General features: G+C 72.7%; 12 protein-coding genes and 1 pseudogene. 3 read left to right on the top strand and 10 right to left on the bottom strand.

What is annotated here, in order from left to right:
• Window positions 1-237, top strand: a pseudogene (locus ACIQU6_RS32525) (ATP-binding protein); the annotation flags it as partial.
• Window positions 238-333: 96 nt separating this feature from the next.
• Here the strand turns inward: ACIQU6_RS32525 and ACIQU6_RS32520 are convergent.
• Complete coding sequence (locus ACIQU6_RS32520; RefSeq protein ID WP_403485318.1) at window positions 334-2,151, bottom strand: dihydroxyacetone kinase family protein; 1,818 nt, start codon at window positions 2,149-2,151, stop codon at window positions 334-336.
• 191 nt (window positions 2,152-2,342) lie between these two features.
• Here ACIQU6_RS32520 and ACIQU6_RS32515 point away from each other — a divergent pair, with 191 nt between their 5' ends.
• Window positions 2,343-3,626, top strand: a complete 1,284-nt coding sequence (locus ACIQU6_RS32515) for an MFS transporter (RefSeq protein ID WP_403485317.1) — start codon at window positions 2,343-2,345, stop codon at window positions 3,624-3,626.
• 304 nt (window positions 3,627-3,930) lie between these two features.
• On the opposite strand, the gene ACIQU6_RS32510 is transcribed toward ACIQU6_RS32515, so the two are convergent.
• The 3 genes from ACIQU6_RS32510 to ACIQU6_RS32500 form a co-directional block, all read right to left on the bottom strand.
• Complete coding sequence (locus tag ACIQU6_RS32510) at window positions 3,931-4,146, bottom strand: acyl-CoA carboxylase subunit epsilon (protein WP_403485316.1); 216 nt, start codon at window positions 4,144-4,146, stop codon at window positions 3,931-3,933.
• 111 nt (window positions 4,147-4,257) lie between these two features.
• Window positions 4,258-5,841 (bottom strand): acyl-CoA carboxylase subunit beta, encoded by a 1,584-nt coding sequence (locus ACIQU6_RS32505; protein ID WP_403485315.1) that lies wholly within the window; start codon window positions 5,839-5,841, stop codon window positions 4,258-4,260.
• A 217-nt stretch (window positions 5,842-6,058) separates the two neighbouring features.
• Window positions 6,059-8,488 carry a polysaccharide lyase 8 family protein gene (locus tag ACIQU6_RS32500; protein WP_403485314.1) on the bottom strand — a complete coding sequence of 810 codons (2,430 nt, stop codon included), beginning with the start codon at window positions 8,486-8,488 and terminating at the stop codon, window positions 6,059-6,061.
• Between the two features lie 259 nt (window positions 8,489-8,747).
• Between ACIQU6_RS32500 and ACIQU6_RS32495 the strand changes: the two genes are divergently transcribed.
• Window positions 8,748-9,368, top strand: coding sequence for a YceI family protein (locus ACIQU6_RS32495; RefSeq protein ID WP_403485313.1), 621 nt, complete (start codon window positions 8,748-8,750; stop codon window positions 9,366-9,368).
• Between the two features lie 79 nt (window positions 9,369-9,447).
• Here ACIQU6_RS32495 and cimA read toward each other — a convergent pair whose 3' ends face one another.
• From cimA to ureA, 6 genes are all read right to left on the bottom strand, one after another.
• Window positions 9,448-11,073, bottom strand: a complete 1,626-nt coding sequence (gene cimA, locus ACIQU6_RS32490; RefSeq protein ID WP_403485312.1) for a citramalate synthase — start codon at window positions 11,071-11,073, stop codon at window positions 9,448-9,450.
• A gap of 285 nt (window positions 11,074-11,358) precedes the next feature.
• Window positions 11,359-12,681 (bottom strand): MFS transporter, encoded by a 1,323-nt coding sequence (locus ACIQU6_RS32485; protein ID WP_403485311.1) that lies wholly within the window; start codon window positions 12,679-12,681, stop codon window positions 11,359-11,361.
• An 80-nt stretch (window positions 12,682-12,761) separates the two neighbouring features.
• The gene (locus ACIQU6_RS32480) at window positions 12,762-13,415 is read right to left on the bottom strand and encodes a TetR/AcrR family transcriptional regulator (RefSeq protein WP_403485310.1); all 654 of its coding nucleotides are present in this window, start codon (window positions 13,413-13,415) and stop codon (window positions 12,762-12,764) included.
• A gap of 33 nt (window positions 13,416-13,448) precedes the next feature.
• On the bottom strand, window positions 13,449-14,489 hold the full coding sequence (locus ACIQU6_RS32475) for an agmatine/peptidylarginine deiminase (RefSeq protein WP_403485309.1): 1,041 nt from the start codon (window positions 14,487-14,489) through the stop codon (window positions 13,449-13,451).
• A 103-nt stretch (window positions 14,490-14,592) separates the two neighbouring features.
• Window positions 14,593-16,287, bottom strand: a complete 1,695-nt coding sequence (locus tag ACIQU6_RS32470) for an urease subunit alpha (protein ID WP_403485308.1) — start codon at window positions 16,285-16,287, stop codon at window positions 14,593-14,595.
• Window positions 16,284-16,973 carry an urease subunit gamma gene (gene ureA / locus ACIQU6_RS32465; protein ID WP_403485307.1) on the bottom strand — a complete coding sequence of 230 codons (690 nt, stop codon included), beginning with the start codon at window positions 16,971-16,973 and terminating at the stop codon, window positions 16,284-16,286. Before ureA ends, ACIQU6_RS32470 begins: the two co-directional genes overlap by 4 nt.
• Window positions 16,974-16,977: the final 4 nt, after the last annotated feature.

Raw genomic sequence — 16,977 nt, 5'->3', positions numbered from 1 at the left:
CGGCGGCTCGCCGACTGCTTCCCGGCCGTCGACTACTTCGAGAACAGCGGCCTGCCCTTCGTCATCGCCCTCAACGGCTTCGACGGACACCAGCCCTACACGCCCGACGAGGTCCGTGAGGCGCTGCAGATCGGTCCGGACGCGCCGATCATCACCACCGACGCGCGGCACCGCAGCGAGGCCAAGAGCGCGCTGATCACGCTCGTGGAGCACGCGCTGATGGCCCGGCTGCGCTGACGGCCCGGTACCGGCATCCCGCCGGCCCGCGCGCCGCATTGACGAAGGCCCCCGCACACCTGCCAGGTGCGGGGGCCTCGTCGTGTCTTCGGCGGGTCAGCGCAGGGTGTTGCCGACGGCGGTGAGCAGCAGCGCGAGCGAGACCGCGCCGGCGTCCGGGTGGCCGTAGCCGAGCGCCCCCATGCGGGCCGCGCGGCCGCGGGCCGGGGTGAGGTGGGCGGTGTCCGCGGCGGCCCGGGTGGCGGCCTCCGCGGCGGCCTGCCACGCCTTGGACAGGCCCAGTGCGGCGCGGGCCCGCAGCTCGCGCCGGAACGGGTCCAGGGCGTCCAGCATGGTCTTCTCCCCCACGGCGGCGCCGCCGAGTTCGCCGACGGCCCGCTGGGCGGCGTCCACCGCGTCCGCGAGCAGCGCGGCGCCGCGGGCGTCCTCGGGGGCCCGGAGCAGGACGGCGCCGGTCTCGGCCAACAGGGCGCCGTACAGCGCCCCGGAGGCGCCCCCGGAGGCGTCGGCCAGCGCCAGTCCGGCGGCGAGCAGCGCGGTCCCGGCCGACCGCGGGTCGTCGGCCGGCCCCGGCTCGGCGGTGGCGGCGGCCGCCGCGGCGGCGCGCAACCCGCGGACGATGCCGATCCCGTGGTCCCCGTCGCCGGCCACCGCGTCCAGCCGCCCCAACTCCTCCTCGTTGGCCGCGACGAGCTCCAGCGCGGCATGCAACGCCGCTGCCACGGGCAGACCCCCACCGGGGGTCGTGCCGTCCCCTAGGGGCGCCGCGCCACCGCCCCCTACGGGCCCGCCCACCGCCGCGACCGCGCTCGCCCCCGGCTCCGTCGACTCCTCCGACTCCCCCGCCCCGTCGGCCCGTTGGTCGTCCCCGGGCCCGTACGCCCCGGGCAGGCTGCGGAACGCCGGGGTGTCGCAGGGCGCGTCGTAGAGGGCGGCCAGTTCGTCGTCGAGGGCCATCAGCGACAGCGAGACCCCGGCCATGTCGAAGGAGGTCACGAACTCCCCGACCTCCGGCCGGAAGGGGCGCAGCCCCGCCGCCCGCAGCCGCCGGTTGACCTGCCGGTACACCACGAACATCTCCTCGCACTTGGTGCGCCCCAGCCCGTTGAGGAGCACCGCGACCCGACCGTCCCCCACGGGCAGCTCCGGCAGCAGATTGCCGACCAGCTCGTCGGCCAGCTCGGCGGCGGTCAGTTGGCGGGTGGTGCGCAGCCCCGGTTCGCCGTGGATGCCCATGCCCAGCTCGGTGGTGCCGCCGTTGACGGTGAAGAGCGGCTCGGCCGCGCCCGGGAGGGTGCAGCCGGCGAACGCGGCGGCGAAGGTGCGGGTGTGGTCGTTGGCGCGGGCCGCGAGGCGGGCCACGGAGTCCAGGTCGTCGCCGCGCTCGGCGGCCGCGCCGGCGACCTTGAAGACGAAGAGGTCGCCGGCCACCCCGCGCCGGTCCCGGGACGGGTCGATCGGCTGGCCCTCCACCGGCGGCGGCCCGCTGGCCACGTCGTCGGTGACCAGCACCGTCCGGGTCGCCACGCCCTCGGCCGCGAGCCGCCGCGCGGCCAGCCCGAAGTGCATCACGTCGCCCGCGTAGTTGCCGTAGGCGAGCAGCACGCCGGCGCCGCCGTCCGCGGCCCGGACGGTGCGGTAGACCTGCTCGGCGCTGGGGCTGGCGAAGACGTCGCCGACCGCCGCGGCGTCCGCGAGCCCGGGCCCCACCAGCCCCGCGAAGGCCGGGTAGTGGCCGGAGCCGCCGCCGATGACGACCGCGACCTTGCCGGGGCGGGGCGCGTGGCGACCGACGATGCCGTAGGCGCCCGGGACCCGGCGGACCGTGCGCGCATAGGCGTCGGCCAGCCCTTCCAACCAGTCCTCGCGGAAGGTCTCCAGGTGGTGTCCGAGGCCGGCGGGTTCGGTCGTCATCAGGCCACACTCCTTTGTTTCTGCCTCTGTTGGATTTAACACCCAGATCACAGATTCGTCACCCCTGGCGGCCGAAATCCCGCGCAATCCTGTGAGAATTGCCGCCAAGAAAACCCTGCATCACACCTTGCATGTGAACTTCACAGGATTCATGCTGCTCCCATCACACCCGCACCCGCCGGAGGCGTGCAATGGCAGCATCCCCTCTCCTCGACCGGATCGGCATCCCCAAGGCCCTGGTCTTCGGCTATCTCGGCGTGTTGCTGTTCATGGTCGGCGACGGGGTGGAGTCCGGCTTCATCGCGCCGTTCATGGCCGACCACGGCGCCGGTACCGAGGTCCGCGCCTCCTACGTCATCACCGCCTACGGCATCACCGTGATGCTCGCCTCCTGGCTCTCCGGCGCCCTCTCCGACCTGTGGGGCCCGCGCCGGGTGATGCAACTGGGCCTGGCCGTCTGGATCGTCTTCGACGTCCTCTACCTCACCCTCGCCCTCGGCCCGCACAACTACCCGCTGATGCTGGTCTTCTACGGCCTGCGCGGCTTCGGCTACCCGCTCTTCGCCTTCGGCTTCCTGGTCTGGATCACCGCCACCGCCCCCAAGGCCCGCATGGGCACCGCGGTCGGCTGGTTCTACGTCGCCTTCACCGGCGGCCTGCCCACCCTCGGCTCGCTCGTCGCCGGCGCCACCAACCCCTGGTTCGGCCCCTTCGGGACCCTCTGGATCGCCCTCGGCATCATCGTCCTGGGCGGCGCCTGCTGCCTCCTCGGCGTCCGCGAACGCACCGGCTTCGCCCGCCTCGCCCCACCCGAGGTCAAACCCGTCCAGTCCCTGGTCTCCAGCCTCGCCATCGCCTGGACCCACCCCAAGGTCGCCGTCGGCTGCCTCGTCCGCATCATCAACACCGCCCCGGAATTCGGCTTCCTGGTCTTCCTCCCGACCTTCTTCGGCAAGGAACTGGGCTTCGGCGAGGGCCGCTGGCTGACCCTGCTCGCCGTCATCTACGGCACCAACGTCTTCTGCAACCTGCTCTTCGGCGTCATCGGCGACAAGATCGGCTGGCGCCGCACCATCGCCACCTTCGGCGGCCTGGGCTGCGCGGTGACCACCCTCACCCTGTACTTCGTCCCCCAGGCCGTCGGCCCCCACTACTGGGTCGCCCTCCTCGTCGGCATGCTCTACGGCGTCACCCTCGCCGGCTTCGTCCCCATCTCCGCCCTCGTCCCGGCCCTCGCTCCCGACAACAAGGGCGGCGCCATGGCCCTCCTCAACCTGGGCGCCGGCGGCGCCGCCTTCGTCGGCCCCGCCATCGTCAGCCTCTTCCTCGACCCCCTGGGCCCCGCCGGCGTCGTCATCATCTTCGCCGCCCTCTACGTGGTAGCCGCCCTCCTCACCCTGTACCTCGAACTCCCCGAACCCCGCCCCACCCACCCCACCACAACCCCAACCCCCATCACAGCCGCGCAAGGCTGAACGCCCCACACCACCCCACGAGTTGAGCCGCCGACGGACGCCCTCACCGGCGGACGGCCACCAGCGCGTCCCGGCCCGCGAGTTGGGCTGGTGCCGCACGGCCCCACCATCGGAAAGTCGGCGACGGCGCGGGGCGGAGGGGCTGTCCCGGGGTGCGCCCGCAGGATCCGGAGCGAAGCCCCGGTCATTCCTCATCCACACACCAGAGGCGCCCGCCCCCACAACGGCAACAGCCAAAACACACGGCGGCCCCCACACCACCAAGGTGCGAGGGCCGCCGAACGCGCAACAAGCTAGCGGTACATCACCGCTGCCAGCTGGTCGCCCCGTGGAACCCCATCTGCCGCTCCAGCCGCCGCCACCGAGCGGCCGTCGTACGCGGCCGGACCGGCGCCGCCGGCTGATGCGCGGCACGGGCCACCAGGACGGCGGTCAGCGCAGCGAGCTCCTCCTCGCTGGCCTGACCCTTCTCGACGCGGATGGGCGCAGCGGCAACAACACTGCTATCGGCAGGCTTCACGACGATCTCGATTCTCCGTGACGGAATGAAAGACGGGTGGCGGAACGAGGGGCAGAAGGAACGAGCACGGCGCCCCGCGGCGGAACCCACCACGGGCGCGCCGCAACTCCCCTACTGCGGCGGGTTACCGTGCTTGCGCGCCGGCAGATCCGCGTGCTTCGTCCGCAGCATCTCCAACGCCCGCACCAGCGTGTGCCGGGTCTCCGCCGGGTCGATGACGTCATCGACCAGGCCGCGCTCGGCCGCGTAGTACGGGTGCATCAGCTCGGACTTGTACTCCTTGACCATGCGGCTCCGCATCGCCTCGGAGTCATCCGCCTCGGCGATCTGCTTGCGGAAGATCACGTTGGCCGCGCCCTCCGCGCCCATCACCGCGATCTCGTTGGTCGGCCACGCGTACGTCAGGTCGGCCCCGATGGACTGCGAGTCCATCACGATGTAGGCACCGCCGTACGCCTTGCGCAGCACGATGGAGATCCGCGGCACGGTCGCGTTGCAGTACGCGTAGAGCAGCTTGGCGCCGTGGCGGATGATGCCGCCGTGCTCCTGGTCGACGCCGGGCAGGAAGCCGGGGACGTCCAGCAGCGTGACGATCGGGATGTTGAACGCGTCGCACATCTGGACGAAGCGGGCGGCCTTCTCGGACGCCTCGATGTCCAGGACGCCGGCCAGCGACTGCGGCTGGTTGGCGATGATGCCGACCACCCGGCCGTCGAAGCGGGACAGCGCGCAGATGATGTTGGTGGCCCAGCGCTCGTGGACCTCCAGGTACTCGCCGTCGTCGACGATCTCCTCGATGACCTTGCGCATGTCGTACGGCCGGTTGCCGTCCGCCGGGACCAGGTCCAGCAGCGTGTCGCAGCTCCGGTCGACGGGGTCCTCGCAGGCCACCACCGGCGGGTTCTCCCGGTTGTTGGCCGGCAGCAGCGACAGCAGGTAGCGGACCTCTTCGAGGCAGGTGACCTCGTCGTCGTAGGCGAAGTGCGCGACCCCGGAGGTCTCGGCGTGCACATCGGCGCCGCCCAGGCCGTTCTGGGTGATCTCCTCGCCCGTGACGGCCCGCACCACGTCCGGACCGGTGATGAACATCTGGGAGGTGTCCCGGACCATGAAGACGAAGTCGGTGAGCGCCGGCGAGTAGGCGGCACCGCCGGCGCACGGGCCGAGCATGACGCTTATCTGCGGGATGACGCCGGACGCCTTGGTGTTGCGCTGGAAGATGCCGCCGTAGCCGGCGAGCGCGGAGACGCCCTCCTGGATGCGGGCTCCGGCGCCGTCGTTGAGCGACACCAGGGGCGCACCGGCCTGGATGGCCATGTCCATGATCTTGTGGATCTTGGTGGCGTGGGCCTCGCCCAGGGCGCCGCCGAAGATCCGGAAGTCGTGCGCGTAGACGAAGACGGTCCGGCCGTGGACCGTGCCCCAACCGGTGATCACACCGTCCGTGTACGGCTTCTTGGCCTCCAGGCCGAAGCCGGTGGCGCGGTGCCGGCGGAGCGGCTCGACCTCGTTGAAGGAACCCTCGTCCAGCAGCAGGTCGATCCGCTCGCGGGCCGTCAGCTTGCCCTTGGCACGCTGCGCTTCGGTGGCTCGCTCGCTGGGGCCTCGCCGGACCTGCTCACGGATCGCGCGCAGTTCGGCGACGCGCCCGCGGGCGTCGTTGGCACCGGCGGGCACATCTTCGACAGTGGTCATGTATCGACGGTACGTGGGCGAGGCCCCACACACCGATGTCGGTTTCGTACAACGTCGGGCGCGATTTCGTGGGCAGGCGGTACAGAACCACGCTGCACGCGGCCCGACTGCTGGGCTGTGGCGGGGTGGACGCGGTGTCCAGCGTCTGTGTGGTGCCGACAAACGACGCGCGGGCGACGTTGTGCCGGTCGGTGGTCGGCGGCCCGGCCGGCGGCGGTCAGCGCAGCAGCACGGTGCAGGTGTGGGTGGCGCAGGCGGTGCCGGGGGCCAGGCGCAGCCGCAGGGCGTCGCCGGTGGCCAGGACCTCGACCGCGTCGTCGTGGGCGAGCACCGCGCGGACCGGCCGGGACCAGGTGAGCTCCAGGGGTTCGCCGGTGCGCTCGGGGGCCGCGGCGCACAGGGTCGCGGTGCGGCCGGCCCGGCCGGGGGCGCGATGGGTGCGGAGCAGGACGCTGGCCGGGCCGTCCGTGGTGAGCGGCCCGGCGGTGCCGGCGCGCCAGAAGTTGGCGGCGGTGACGCCGAGCGGGTCGACAGCGACGGCCTGCCGGCCGGCGTCGTTGGCGAGGACGGTCAGCCAGTGCCGGTCGGCGGCGCGGGCGGCGAGGGCCCGCCGGTCGGCGCCGGGCATCAGCAGGTAGGCGTAGCCGGCGTCGGTGGGGTCGGTGCCGTGGTCGTGCCAGAGGGTGAGGTAGCGGCGGGTGTACGGGTCGGTGGTGGAGGTGGTGTTGAGGTCGGACCAGCGGCCGGTGCGGTCCTCGCGCAGGGCGTGCAGCGGGGCGCCGCCGGGGAAGACCCAGCCGCCGTGGCCGGCGAGGTGGGCCCAGTGGGCGCGGGGGAAGGCGGCGGGACGGCCGGGGGCGGTGGGCTGGCGGACGCCGTCGACGGTGAGGGCGGCGGTGCCGCCGGCGCCGAGGTTGCGGTTGTCGACGACGGTCTCGGCGGGGACGCCGTCCCGGCAGGTGATGCCGGCGCCGAGGCAGACCACGCAGTCGGCGAGGGCGAACCAGGATTTCCTGGCGCGGAGGGTGGAGCCGAGGCCGCGGAGGTCCTGGCCGAGCGCGGCGTAGCTGCCGTCGGTGGTGCCGCCGACCCAACGGGCGTCGGGCTTCGGCTCGCCCCAGGGGCCGCCGGCGCCGTCGGCCAGGCGCCGGGTGGAGACGGTGGTGCCAGGGAGGCGGTAGGGGTCGACGGTCGGCCAGAAGGCGTCGGTGTACTGGTCGCCGGCGCGGCCCGCGGGCCACCAGGAGAGCATGCCGGCGCCGGTGTGCCAGCCGCGCTTGTTCTCGCCGTTGCCGTTCTCGTAGTGGGCAATGCGGTCGGAGGCCATGGCCAGGCCGGCGGTCCAGCCGGGGCGGCGGTGCACGGCGCGGTCCATGGCGGGGAAGAGGCGGTGGCCGACGGGCTCGGGGGCGGCGGGGGCCGGGCCGGCGTCGACCGCGGCGAGGCGGGCGAGGTCGGCGACGGAGAACTGGCGGTCGGTGCGGACCGGCAGGGTGCGGTCGCGGGCGACGTGGCCCTTGATCAGGGCGTGCCAGCGGTCGCGTTCGGCGGCGCTCGCGGCCTCGGCGAGCAGGGCGATGGCGGCGAGCACGGCGTGGCCGTGGCGGTGGTCGCTGTGCAGGAGGTGCCGGGGGTCGTTGCGCAGGTAACCGCGGCTGACGGCACGGCCGTTGACGCTGTCCATCATCAACCCGTCGTGGAGCAGCGGCGCGTAGGCGTGCTCGACGCCGTCCAGGACGAGCTGCCGGTGAGGGTCGGTGATCTCCCAAGTGGAGCCGCCGAGCAGGGTGAAGAGCCGGCCGAGGCCGTCGAGGAGGACCGCGCCGTAGGTGCCGGAGTAGGCGACCCAGGTGTGCTGGACGAAGGAGCCGTCGGCGTAGAGGCCGTCGCCGTGGGTGACGTGGGGGAAGACCGGGGAGAGCGCGTCGCGGGCCAGGGCGATCTTGGCGGGGGCGCGGCCGAGGACGCCGCGGAGGGCGACGACGCGGCAGAGGTCGACGCGGTTGGCGCCGGTGCTGGTGCCGGTGTACGAGCCGAGGGCGCGGTCCGGGACGAAGTGGTCGACGGCGGCCAGGCAGCGGGCGCGCAGGGCGTCGCCGGCGCCGCCGGGGAGGTGCTCGTCGAGGACGGCGAGGGTGTCGAGGAGGAGTCTGGGGCTGCCGATCTGCCACTCCCACCAGTTGCCGTAGGGGGTGGTGGCGGGGTGGTAGACGGTGCGGTCGAGGTGGTCCAGGCCGGTGCGGACGGCGGCGGCGAGGTCGGCGTCGCCGGTGTGGCCGGTGCCGGGCTGGGCACAGGCAAGGGCCATGGTGGCGAGCCGGTCGTAGCTGCGGGTGAGGCCGGCGGGCGGGTCGTAGGGGCTGTCCGGCCAGAGGGAGTCGGCGGTCGGGCGCATGGTCCGGCGGTAGCCGGCGGCGAGCCGGCCGATCTCCTTGAGGGCGCCGGCGTACGGGGCGGCGGTGGGGTCGTAGCCGGTGCCGAGGGCGAGGTCGCACCAGCGGCGGCGGAGGGCGGCGTAGGCGTCCCCGTCGGCGGGGACGGCGTCGGCGGGCCGGGCGGTGGGGCCGAGGGCGAGGGCCAGAGTGCCGGCGGCGGTGGCGGACAGGAATCCTCGGCGCGACCAGGCGGGCGGGGCGGCGGGCGACATGGTCGCTCCTCTCCGTGGCGTCAACTGGGGTGTGGCGCTGCGCACTTGGGAGTTCCCGATGGTCTAGCACGGGCTCGGACGGGGCGGCAATGACCGCGCCGGGGGGAGCCGGCGCCACTCGTGCGGGGGAACCGCCCATCACAAAGGTTGAAAGTTAAACGAGATCCCGCTACCGTGAATCTCGTTGAACATTAAACAAGAACGGTTCAACGCCCCGCGCCGCGCATTCCCCGCCCGCGGCCGTCCCCGAGGAGGAGCCATGCCCCTGTTCCGCAAGCGCCCCGCCGCTGCCCCCGCCCCGACCGCGACCACCGCCGTCCTGGACGTGGACCCCGCGCTGGCCGCCCTGACCGGCCACTACACCATCGACCCGGCCCACAGCAGCATCGGCTTCAGCGTCCGGCACGCCATGGTCACCAACGTCCGCGGCACCTTCGGCAGTTACGAGGGCGCCCTGCACCTCGACGGGTCCGCCCCGGCCCGCTCCACCGCCACCCTCGACGTCACCATCGCCAGCGTCGACACCGGCATCGCCGACCGCGACGCCCACCTGCGCGGCGCGGACTTCTTCGACGCCGAGACCTTCCCCCGGATGACGTTCCGCTCCACCGCCGCCGAGGCGACCGGCGGCGACGGCTACCGGATCACCGGCGACCTGACCATCAAGGACGTCACCAAGCCGCTCACCATCGACCTGGAGTTCAACGGCGCGGCCACCGACGTCTACGGCGCCGAGCGCGTCGGCTTCGAGGGCAGCGCCGAGATCCTGCGCTCGGAGTGGGGCCTGACCTGGAACGCGGCGCTGGAGACCGGCGGCGTGATGGTCAGCGACAAGGTCAAGCTGGTCTTCGACATCTCGGCGGTACGGGCGGGGAGTTGAGCGGGTACGCGGGGGCGGGGCGGGTGACCACCACCGCCCACGCCCCCACGACCGCGGCGCTCCCCCGCGCCGCCGACGCTCAACCCTGCGGCTCGACCCCGGCCCGCAGCAACCCGTACGCATAGGCGTCGTCCAGCGCCTGCCAGGACGCCGCGATGACGTTCTCGGCGACGCCGACCGTGGACCACTCCCCCCGGCCGTCGCTGGTGGAGACCAGCACCCGGGTCGTCGAACCGGTGCCCAACGCGCCCTCCAGGATGCGGACCTTGTAGTCCACCAGCTCCATCGCGGCCAACTGCGGGTAGATCCGCTCCAGGGCCACCCGCAGCGCCCGGTCCAGCGCGTTGACCGGGCCGTTGCCCTCGGCCGTGGCGACGATCCGCTCGCCCTTGGCCCACAGCTTCACGGTGGCCTCGTTGGCGTGCGTGCCGTCGGGGCGGTCCTCGACGATGGCCCGCCAGGACTCCACGGTGAAGTAGCGCAGCGGCGCACCGCCCTCGCCCGACCGCCGCAGCTCGTCGCGGAGCAGCAGCTCGAACGACGCGTCGGCGGCCTCGTAGGTGTAGCCGGCCAGTTCGCGCTCCTTGACCCGCTCGACGACCCGGCCGACCAGCTCCCGGTCGTCGCTCAGGTCGATGCCGAGCTCCTTGCCCTTGAGCTCGATCGAGGCCCGGCCGGCCATGTCGGAGACCAGCATCCGCATGGTGTTGCCGACCAGCGCGGGGTCGATGTGCTGGTAGAGGTCCGGGTCCACCTTGATCGCGGAGGCGTGCAGCCCGGCCTTGTGGGCGAACGCCGAAACCCCCACGTAGGGCTGGTGGGTGGAGGGCGTGAGGTTGACGACCTCGGCGATGGCGTGCGAGATCCGGGTGGTCTCGGCCAGCTTGCCGGGCGGCAGGACCGGGCGCCCGTACTTCAGCTCCAGGGCGGCGACGACCGGGAAGAGGTTGGAGTTGCCGACCCGCTCGCCGTAGCCGTTGGCGGTGCACTGGACGTGGGTGGCGCCGGCGTCGACCGCGGCCAGGGTGTTGGCGACGGCGCAGCCGGTGTCGTCCTGGGCGTGCACGCCGAGCCGGGCGCCGGTGTCCGCGAGGACGGTGCGGACCACCGCGGTCACCTGCGCCGGCAGCATCCCGCCGTTGGTGTCGCAGAGCACCACGACGTCGGCGCCGGCCTCGTGCGCGGCGCGCACGACCGCCTTGGCGTAGTCCGGGTCCAGCGCATAGCCGTCGAAGAAGTGCTCGCAGTCGAGGAAGACCCGGCGGCCCTGGGCGCGCAGGTGCGCGACGGTGTCGCGGACCATCGCGAGGTTCTCCTCGGGCGTGGTGCGCAGCGCCAGTTCCACGTGCCGGACGTGGGACTTGGCGACCAGGGTGATGACCGGGGCCCCCGAGTCCAGCAGCGCGGCGACCTGCGGGTCGTCCTCGACGCGGACGCCGGCCTTGCGGGTGGCGCCGAACGCGACCAACTGGGCGTGCCGGAAGGCGATCTCCGCGCGGGCGCGCTCGAAGAACTCGGTGTCCCGCGGGTTGGCGCCGGGCCAGCCGCCCTCGATGAAGCCGACGCCGTAGTCGTCCAGGTGACGGGCGATGGTCAGCTTGTCGGCGACGGTCAGGTTGATGCCCTCGCGCTGGGCGCCGTCGCGGAGCGTGGTGTCGAATACGTGGAAGTCGTCGGGGACGGCGGCTTCGGGTACGTCCGTCATGCTGGTCAAGGCTCCTGTCGGATCTCGGTCTACCGGAATGCCCGGTTCCACCGTCCCTCCATGATCCCTCGCGCCGCGCCTCCGGTGCAGGGGGTGGGCCCCGGAAACGAAAAAACCCCTCGCGGGTGCGAGAGGTCTGCGCGCGGGTCTGGGACGACGGTGGCCACGCCGTACTCGGGTCGTACGGGGCGGTCACTGCGGACCGGCGCGCCTGCTGCCAATAATCATGGCGAACGAGAGCACGGGGGCAGTGTGGCACACCACCGCCCCCGACACGTCGTCGTCTCAGGATGCGAGCACCCGGTCCTGGTCCGCGGTCCCGTCGCCGCGCGCCGTCCCGACCCGGCCCAGGTCGATGGTGCGGGTCTCCCGCATCGTCAGGTAGACGACCAGCGAGACCGCCGCACAGCCGGAGACGTACCAGGCGAAGCCGGACTCGATGCCGGCGTTCTTGAACCACAGGGCGACGTACTCGGCCGTGCCGCCGAAGAGGGCGTTGGCGATGGCGTAGGGCAGCGCGACGCCCAGCGCGCGGATGCCAGTGGGGAACAACTCGGCCTTCACACAGGCGTTGATGGAGGTGTAGCCGGTGACCACGACCAGGGCCAGCAGCGACAGTCCGAGCGCGGGCCAGAAGGAGCCGGCGTGCTTGAGCATCGTCATGATCGGCACGGTCAGGAGGGTGGAGCCGACCGCGAAGGTGATCAGCAGCGGGCGGCGGCCGATCCGGTCCGACAGGTGGCCGGCCAGCGGCTGGAGGCACATGAAGAGGAACAGCGCGCAGAAGCTCACCAGGGAGGCGGTGGGCTTGGACAACCCGGCGGTGCCGGAGAGGTACTTGGTGAGGTAGGTGGTGTACGTGTAGTACGCCACGGTGCCGCCCATGGTGAGGGCGATGACCAGGAACGCCTCGCGCTTGTGGGCCCACAGCGCCTTCATGGTGCCGCGGTCGGGGTCGGTGCTGGCCTGGTCGTCCTCGGCGTAGACCTCGGTCTCCAGCATGTTGCGGCGCAGGTAGAAGACGATGCCGGCGCCCAGCGCGCCGACGATGAACGGGATCCGCCAGGCCCAACTGTGCAGCGCCTGATCGGACATGGTGCGCTGGAGGACGATCTGGAGGGCCAGGCCCAGCAGTTGGCCGGCGGTCATCGACACGTACTGGAAGCTGGAGGCGAAGCCGCGGCGTTCGGGCGCGGACGCCTCGGTGAGGTAGGTGGCGCTGGCCGCGTACTCGCCGCCGACCGAGAGGCCCTGGAGCATCCGGGCCACCAGCAGGACCGCGATGCCGCCGTAGCCGGCGACGGCGTAGGTGGGGGCGACGGCGATCAGGACGGCCGAGGCGGACATCAGGGTCACGGTCAGGGTGAGGGCGGCCTTGCGGCCCCGGCGATCACCGACCCGGCCGAGCAGCCAGCCGCCGACCGGGCGGAGGAAGAAGCCGACGGCGAAGATCCCCATGGTGTTCATGAGGTTGGCGGTGTCGTTCCCCTTGGGGAAGAACGCGTCGGCGAAGTACACCGCGAAACTGGCGTAGACGAACCAGTCGAACCACTCCACCATGTTGCCGGCCGAGCCGACCCAGATCTTCTTCCACTGCTCTCGTCCCATAGCCGATCACGGTCGTCGAGAGCGGGCCCTTCGGCAAGGGTGGCGGCGGCAACGATCACGCGTACTTGCGTGCGTTGCGGTCACGGCGGCCGCGGTCCGGGCCGGTGCGGCGGCGGGCGGTCGCCGGGCGGGGTGAGCGCCTCGTCCAGGAAGTCCCGGACCTCGCGGCGCGCCCGGTCGCGGTCGGTGCCGGGCAGGCCGACGACGAGGTGGGTGCCGAAGCCGTCCAGGAGGGCGCGGGTGCGGGTGGCGAAGCGCTCCGCGTCGACGGGCCGGAACTCGCCCTTGGAGGCGCCCTCGACGAGCAGTGCGACCAGGTCGCGGTGCCAGGCCAGTTCGAGGTCGAGCTGGCGCTGGCGGGTCTCGTCGTCGGCGTTCTGGGAGCGGACCCAGACCTCCAGCCAGAGCGTCCAGCGCGGGTCGCGGTGGCCCTCGGGGAGGTAGAGGTCGACCAGGGCGTCCAGCCGTTCGCGGGCGGAGACCCGGCGGGCGAGGGCGGCCCGGCGTTCGGCGCCGAGCTGCTCCTCGCTCCACTGGAGGGTCTGCAGCAGCAGCTCGTCCTTGGTGCCGAAGTAGTACAGGATGTGGCCGCTGCTCATCCCGACCTCGCGGCCCAGCCCCGCCATGGTGAGCCGGTCCAGCCCCTCGGCGGCGATGGTGGCCATCGCCGCGGCCAGCACCTGCTCGCGCGGCTGGCTGAGCCGCCGCCGGGGACGGCGTACGGGACCGGGCACGGGGACCTCCGGGGTCGGGGCGGGGCTGGTGGGTCAGACCCTCGGTTGCTGCTGGGTGATGCAGTGGATGCCGCCACCCGCTGCGAAGATCGTACGGGCGTCGACCAGGGTGACGTCGCGGCCGGGGAAGAGCCGGCGGAAGAGCGCGGCCGCCTCCTCGTCGCGCGGGTCGTCGAAGGCGCACAGGACGATGCCGCCGTTGCACTGGAGGTGGTTGAGGTAGGAGTAGTCGACCGGCTCGCCGTCCACCTCGACGACGGTGGGCGCCGGGACCTCCACGACCTCCAGGTGCCGGCCGCGGGCGTCGGTGGCGGCGCGCAGCAGCTTGCCGAGCTCGGTGCAGATGGCGTGGTCGGGGTGGTCGGGGTCGGGCTGGGTGTGCAGCATCACCACGCCGGGGCGGGCGAAGGCGGCGACGATGTCGACGTGGCCGCGGGTCCCGAACTGGCCGTAGTCGGCGTACAGTCCGCGCGGCAGCCAGATGGCCTTGGTGGTGCCGAGGTGGGCGTGGATCTCCGCCTCGACCTCCTCCTTGCCGCGGCCGGGGTTGCGGCCCGGGTCGAGCTGGACGGTCTCGGTGAGCAGGACGGTGCCCTCGCCGTCGACGTGGATGCCGCCACCCTCGTTGACCAGGGAGGTGGCGTAGCGGCGGGCGCCGGCGAGGTCCGCGACCTGCTCGGCTATCCGCGCGTCGCGGTCCCAGGCGGCCCAGTCCTGGGCGCCCCAGCCGTTGAACACCCAGTCGACGGCGGCCAGTTGGCCGTTGCCGTCGGTGAGGAAGGTGGGGCCGATGTCGCGCATCCAGGCGTCGTCGAGGGGGCGTTCGACGAGGTCGATGCCGTCGCCGAGCAGGGCGCGGGCGCCGTCGAGTTGGCCGGGGCCGGCGACGACGGTCACCGGCTCGTACCGCCGGACCGCACGGGCCACCGCGGCCCAGGCGCGGCGGGCGTCGGCGAGCGAGGCGTCGCCCTCGGCGCCGAAGGTGAAGTTGGGGCCGGGCCAGGCCATCCAGGTGCGCTCGTGCGGGGCCCACTCGGGGGGCATGCGGAAGCCGTCGGCGGCGGGGGTGTTCATACGGGTCCTCGGTCCTCGGGAGGTGCGCGGGGTCGCGGGCGGAAGGGGGGTTGCGGCGGGACGGCGTCCCGGGGCGGTGGGTGCGGGCCGGTGGCCGGTGGTGTCAGAGGAAGTAGAGCCTGGACAGCGAGACGGTGTCGGCCGGTTCGGAGCGCATCGGCTCGCCGTCGAGGGTGACCAGCCCGGTGCGGGCGTCGACCTGGACGTCGCCGATGCGGGCGTTGTGGATCAGGTCGCGGGGGCCGATGCCGCGGGTGCCGCGGACGGCGACCCGGCGCCGGCGGGTGGGCAGGGTGTCGCCGCCCTGCTGGGCCGCGGCGCCGGCGACGAAGGCCACCGAGATCTCGGCCGGGGTGGCGCCGTGCGCCCCGAACTGCGGCCCCAGCACCAGGGGTTCGCAGGTGTCGGTGGCGGCGTTGGGGTCGCCGGTGACGCCGTAGGCGGGGAAGCCGGACTTGAGGACCAGTTGTGGTTTGGCGCCGAAGAACTGCGGTTGCCACAGCACGAGGTCGGCCATCTTGCCGACCTCGATCGATCCGACCTCGTGCGAAAGGCCGTGCGCGAGGGCCGGGTTGATGGTGAGCTTGGCGATGTAGCGCAGGACGCGCGCGTTGTCATCGTGCGGGCCGTCGCCCTCGGCCGGGCCGAGTTCGGCCTTCATCTTGCCGGCCATCGCGAAGGTCCGACGGACGGTCTCACCGGCCCGGCCCATCCCCTGGGCGTCGGAGGAGGTGATGCCGATCGCCCCCAGATCGTGCAGCACGTCCTCGGCACCCATGGTGCCGGCCCGGATGCGATCACGGGCCATGGCGGCGTCGCCGGGCAGATCGGTCTTCAGGTCGTGAACGGAGACGATCATGCCGTAGTGCTCGGCCACCGCGTCCCGCCCGAAGGGAAGGGTGGGATTGGTGGAGGAACCGATGACGTTGGGCACACCGGCCATCTTCAACACGTTGGGCACATGCCCACCGCCGCAGCCCTCGATGTGGAAGGCGTGAATGGTGCGGCCGTCGAGGACACCCAGGGTGTCCTCGACGGAGAGGCACTCGTTGAGGCCGTCACTGTGCAGGGCGACCTGGACGTCGTACTCCTCGGCGACCCGTAGCGCGGTGTCCAGGGCACGCGCGTGCGCACCCATGTCCTCGTGCACCTTGAAACCCAACGCGCCCCCCTCGGCCAACGCCTCGACCAGCGGCGCCGGATCCGAGGACGAACCACGGCCCAGGAAGCCGATGTTGACCGGCCAGGCGTCGAAGGCACCGAACGCGTGACCCAACGCCCAGGGGGAGTTGACACCCACACCCCAGACCGGGCCGAACTCCTGCCCGATGATCGTGGTCACGCCGGAGGCCAGCGAGGCTTCCATCACCCGCGGGGAGAGCAGGTGGACGTGGGTGTCGATGGCACCGGCCGTGGCGATCATGCCCTCACCGGAGACGATCGAGGTGCCCGTGCCCACGACGACCTCGACACCGTCCAGAGTGTCGGGGTTACCGGCCCGCCCGATGGCGTGGATACGCCCCTCACGGATACCGATCGAGGTCTTGCGGATCCCCAGGACCGCATCGATCACCAGGACGTTGCTGATCACCACGTCGCAGGTCTCCCGCACCGCGGCGGCCTTGAGATGCAACCCGTCACGGGCGGTCTTGCCGAAGCCGGCCAGGAACTCCTCACCACGCTTCTGCGAGTCCGACTCCACCCGGACGACCAACCCACTGTCACCCAACACGACCCGGTCACCGGCCCGCGGACCGTGCACCGCGGCGTACTCGTGCGGATCGATACCCCGACTCATCCCCGCTCCTCCGCTCCCCGATAACCGCACGCGACGGCCCGCCGCAGCGCCTCGGCCCTGGCACCCGGCGCATCCAACGGACCGTCCACCAACCCCGCGAAACCGATCGCGACCCGCTCACCACCGATCGGCACCAACCCGACCTCGCTCGCCTCACCGGGATCGAACCGCACCGACGAACCCGCCGGAACACACAACCGCATGCCGTAGGCGGCACCACGATCGAACTCCAACCGGGGATTGACCTCGAAGAAATGAAAGTGCGAGGTGACACTCACCGGCACACTCGCGGTGTTGCGAACCGCCAGCGTCAACGCCGGCTCGGGCTCCGGATCGGCCGGACCGGGCAACACCGCACCCGGAGCACCCGCACCGAGCCCGCCACCCTGGAACGGATCACCGACCACCGCGAGCCGGGAACCGTCGTCGAAGACCGCCTCCACATGCACCTCGGTGACAACATCCGCCACCCCCGGCAGCACATCGTCGGGACCCAACACACTGCGCGCCGCCTCGACGGCCTGCGCGAGGCGACGCCCGTCCCGCGCCGCCTCGCAGACCGTATCGGCGATCAACGCCGTCGCCTCGGGCACGTTCAACCGCAGTCCACGGGCCCGCCGGGCCCTCGCCAGCTCCGCCGCGCCGAACAACAACAGTCGGTCACGTTCCGTCGGGGTGAGCCGCATCCGG

It is taken from the genome of Streptomyces sp. NPDC090442, assembly GCF_044769405.1.
GTDB lineage: Bacteria > Actinomycetota > Actinomycetes > Streptomycetales > Streptomycetaceae > Streptomyces.
Note: the sequence above shows the minus strand (reverse complement) of the source record. Positions and strands in the feature narration are given on the sequence as shown.

Bases quoted from the DNA above. Each gene is read 5' to 3' on its own strand.
- ACIQU6_RS32520 (WP_403485318.1), bottom strand. From the start codon at position 2,151: ATGACGACCGAACCCGCCGGCCTCGGACACCACCTGGAGACCTTCCGC.
- ACIQU6_RS32485 (WP_403485311.1), bottom strand. From the start codon at position 12,681: ATGGGACGAGAGCAGTGGAAGAAGATCTGGGTCGGCTCGGCCGGCAAC.
- ACIQU6_RS32505 (WP_403485315.1), bottom strand. From the start codon at position 5,841: ATGACCACTGTCGAAGATGTGCCCGCCGGTGCCAACGACGCCCGCGGG.
- ureA (WP_403485307.1), bottom strand. From the start codon at position 16,973: ATGCGGCTCACCCCGACGGAACGTGACCGACTGTTGTTGTTCGGCGCG.
- ACIQU6_RS32495 (WP_403485313.1), top strand. From the start codon at position 8,748: ATGCCCCTGTTCCGCAAGCGCCCCGCCGCTGCCCCCGCCCCGACCGCG.
- ACIQU6_RS32470 (WP_403485308.1), bottom strand. From the start codon at position 16,287: ATGAGTCGGGGTATCGATCCGCACGAGTACGCCGCGGTGCACGGTCCG.
- ACIQU6_RS32500 (WP_403485314.1), bottom strand. From the start codon at position 8,488: ATGTCGCCCGCCGCCCCGCCCGCCTGGTCGCGCCGAGGATTCCTGTCC.
- ACIQU6_RS32515 (WP_403485317.1), top strand. From the start codon at position 2,343: ATGGCAGCATCCCCTCTCCTCGACCGGATCGGCATCCCCAAGGCCCTG.
- cimA (WP_403485312.1), bottom strand. From the start codon at position 11,073: ATGACGGACGTACCCGAAGCCGCCGTCCCCGACGACTTCCACGTATTC.
- ACIQU6_RS32475 (WP_403485309.1), bottom strand. From the start codon at position 14,489: ATGAACACCCCCGCCGCCGACGGCTTCCGCATGCCCCCCGAGTGGGCC.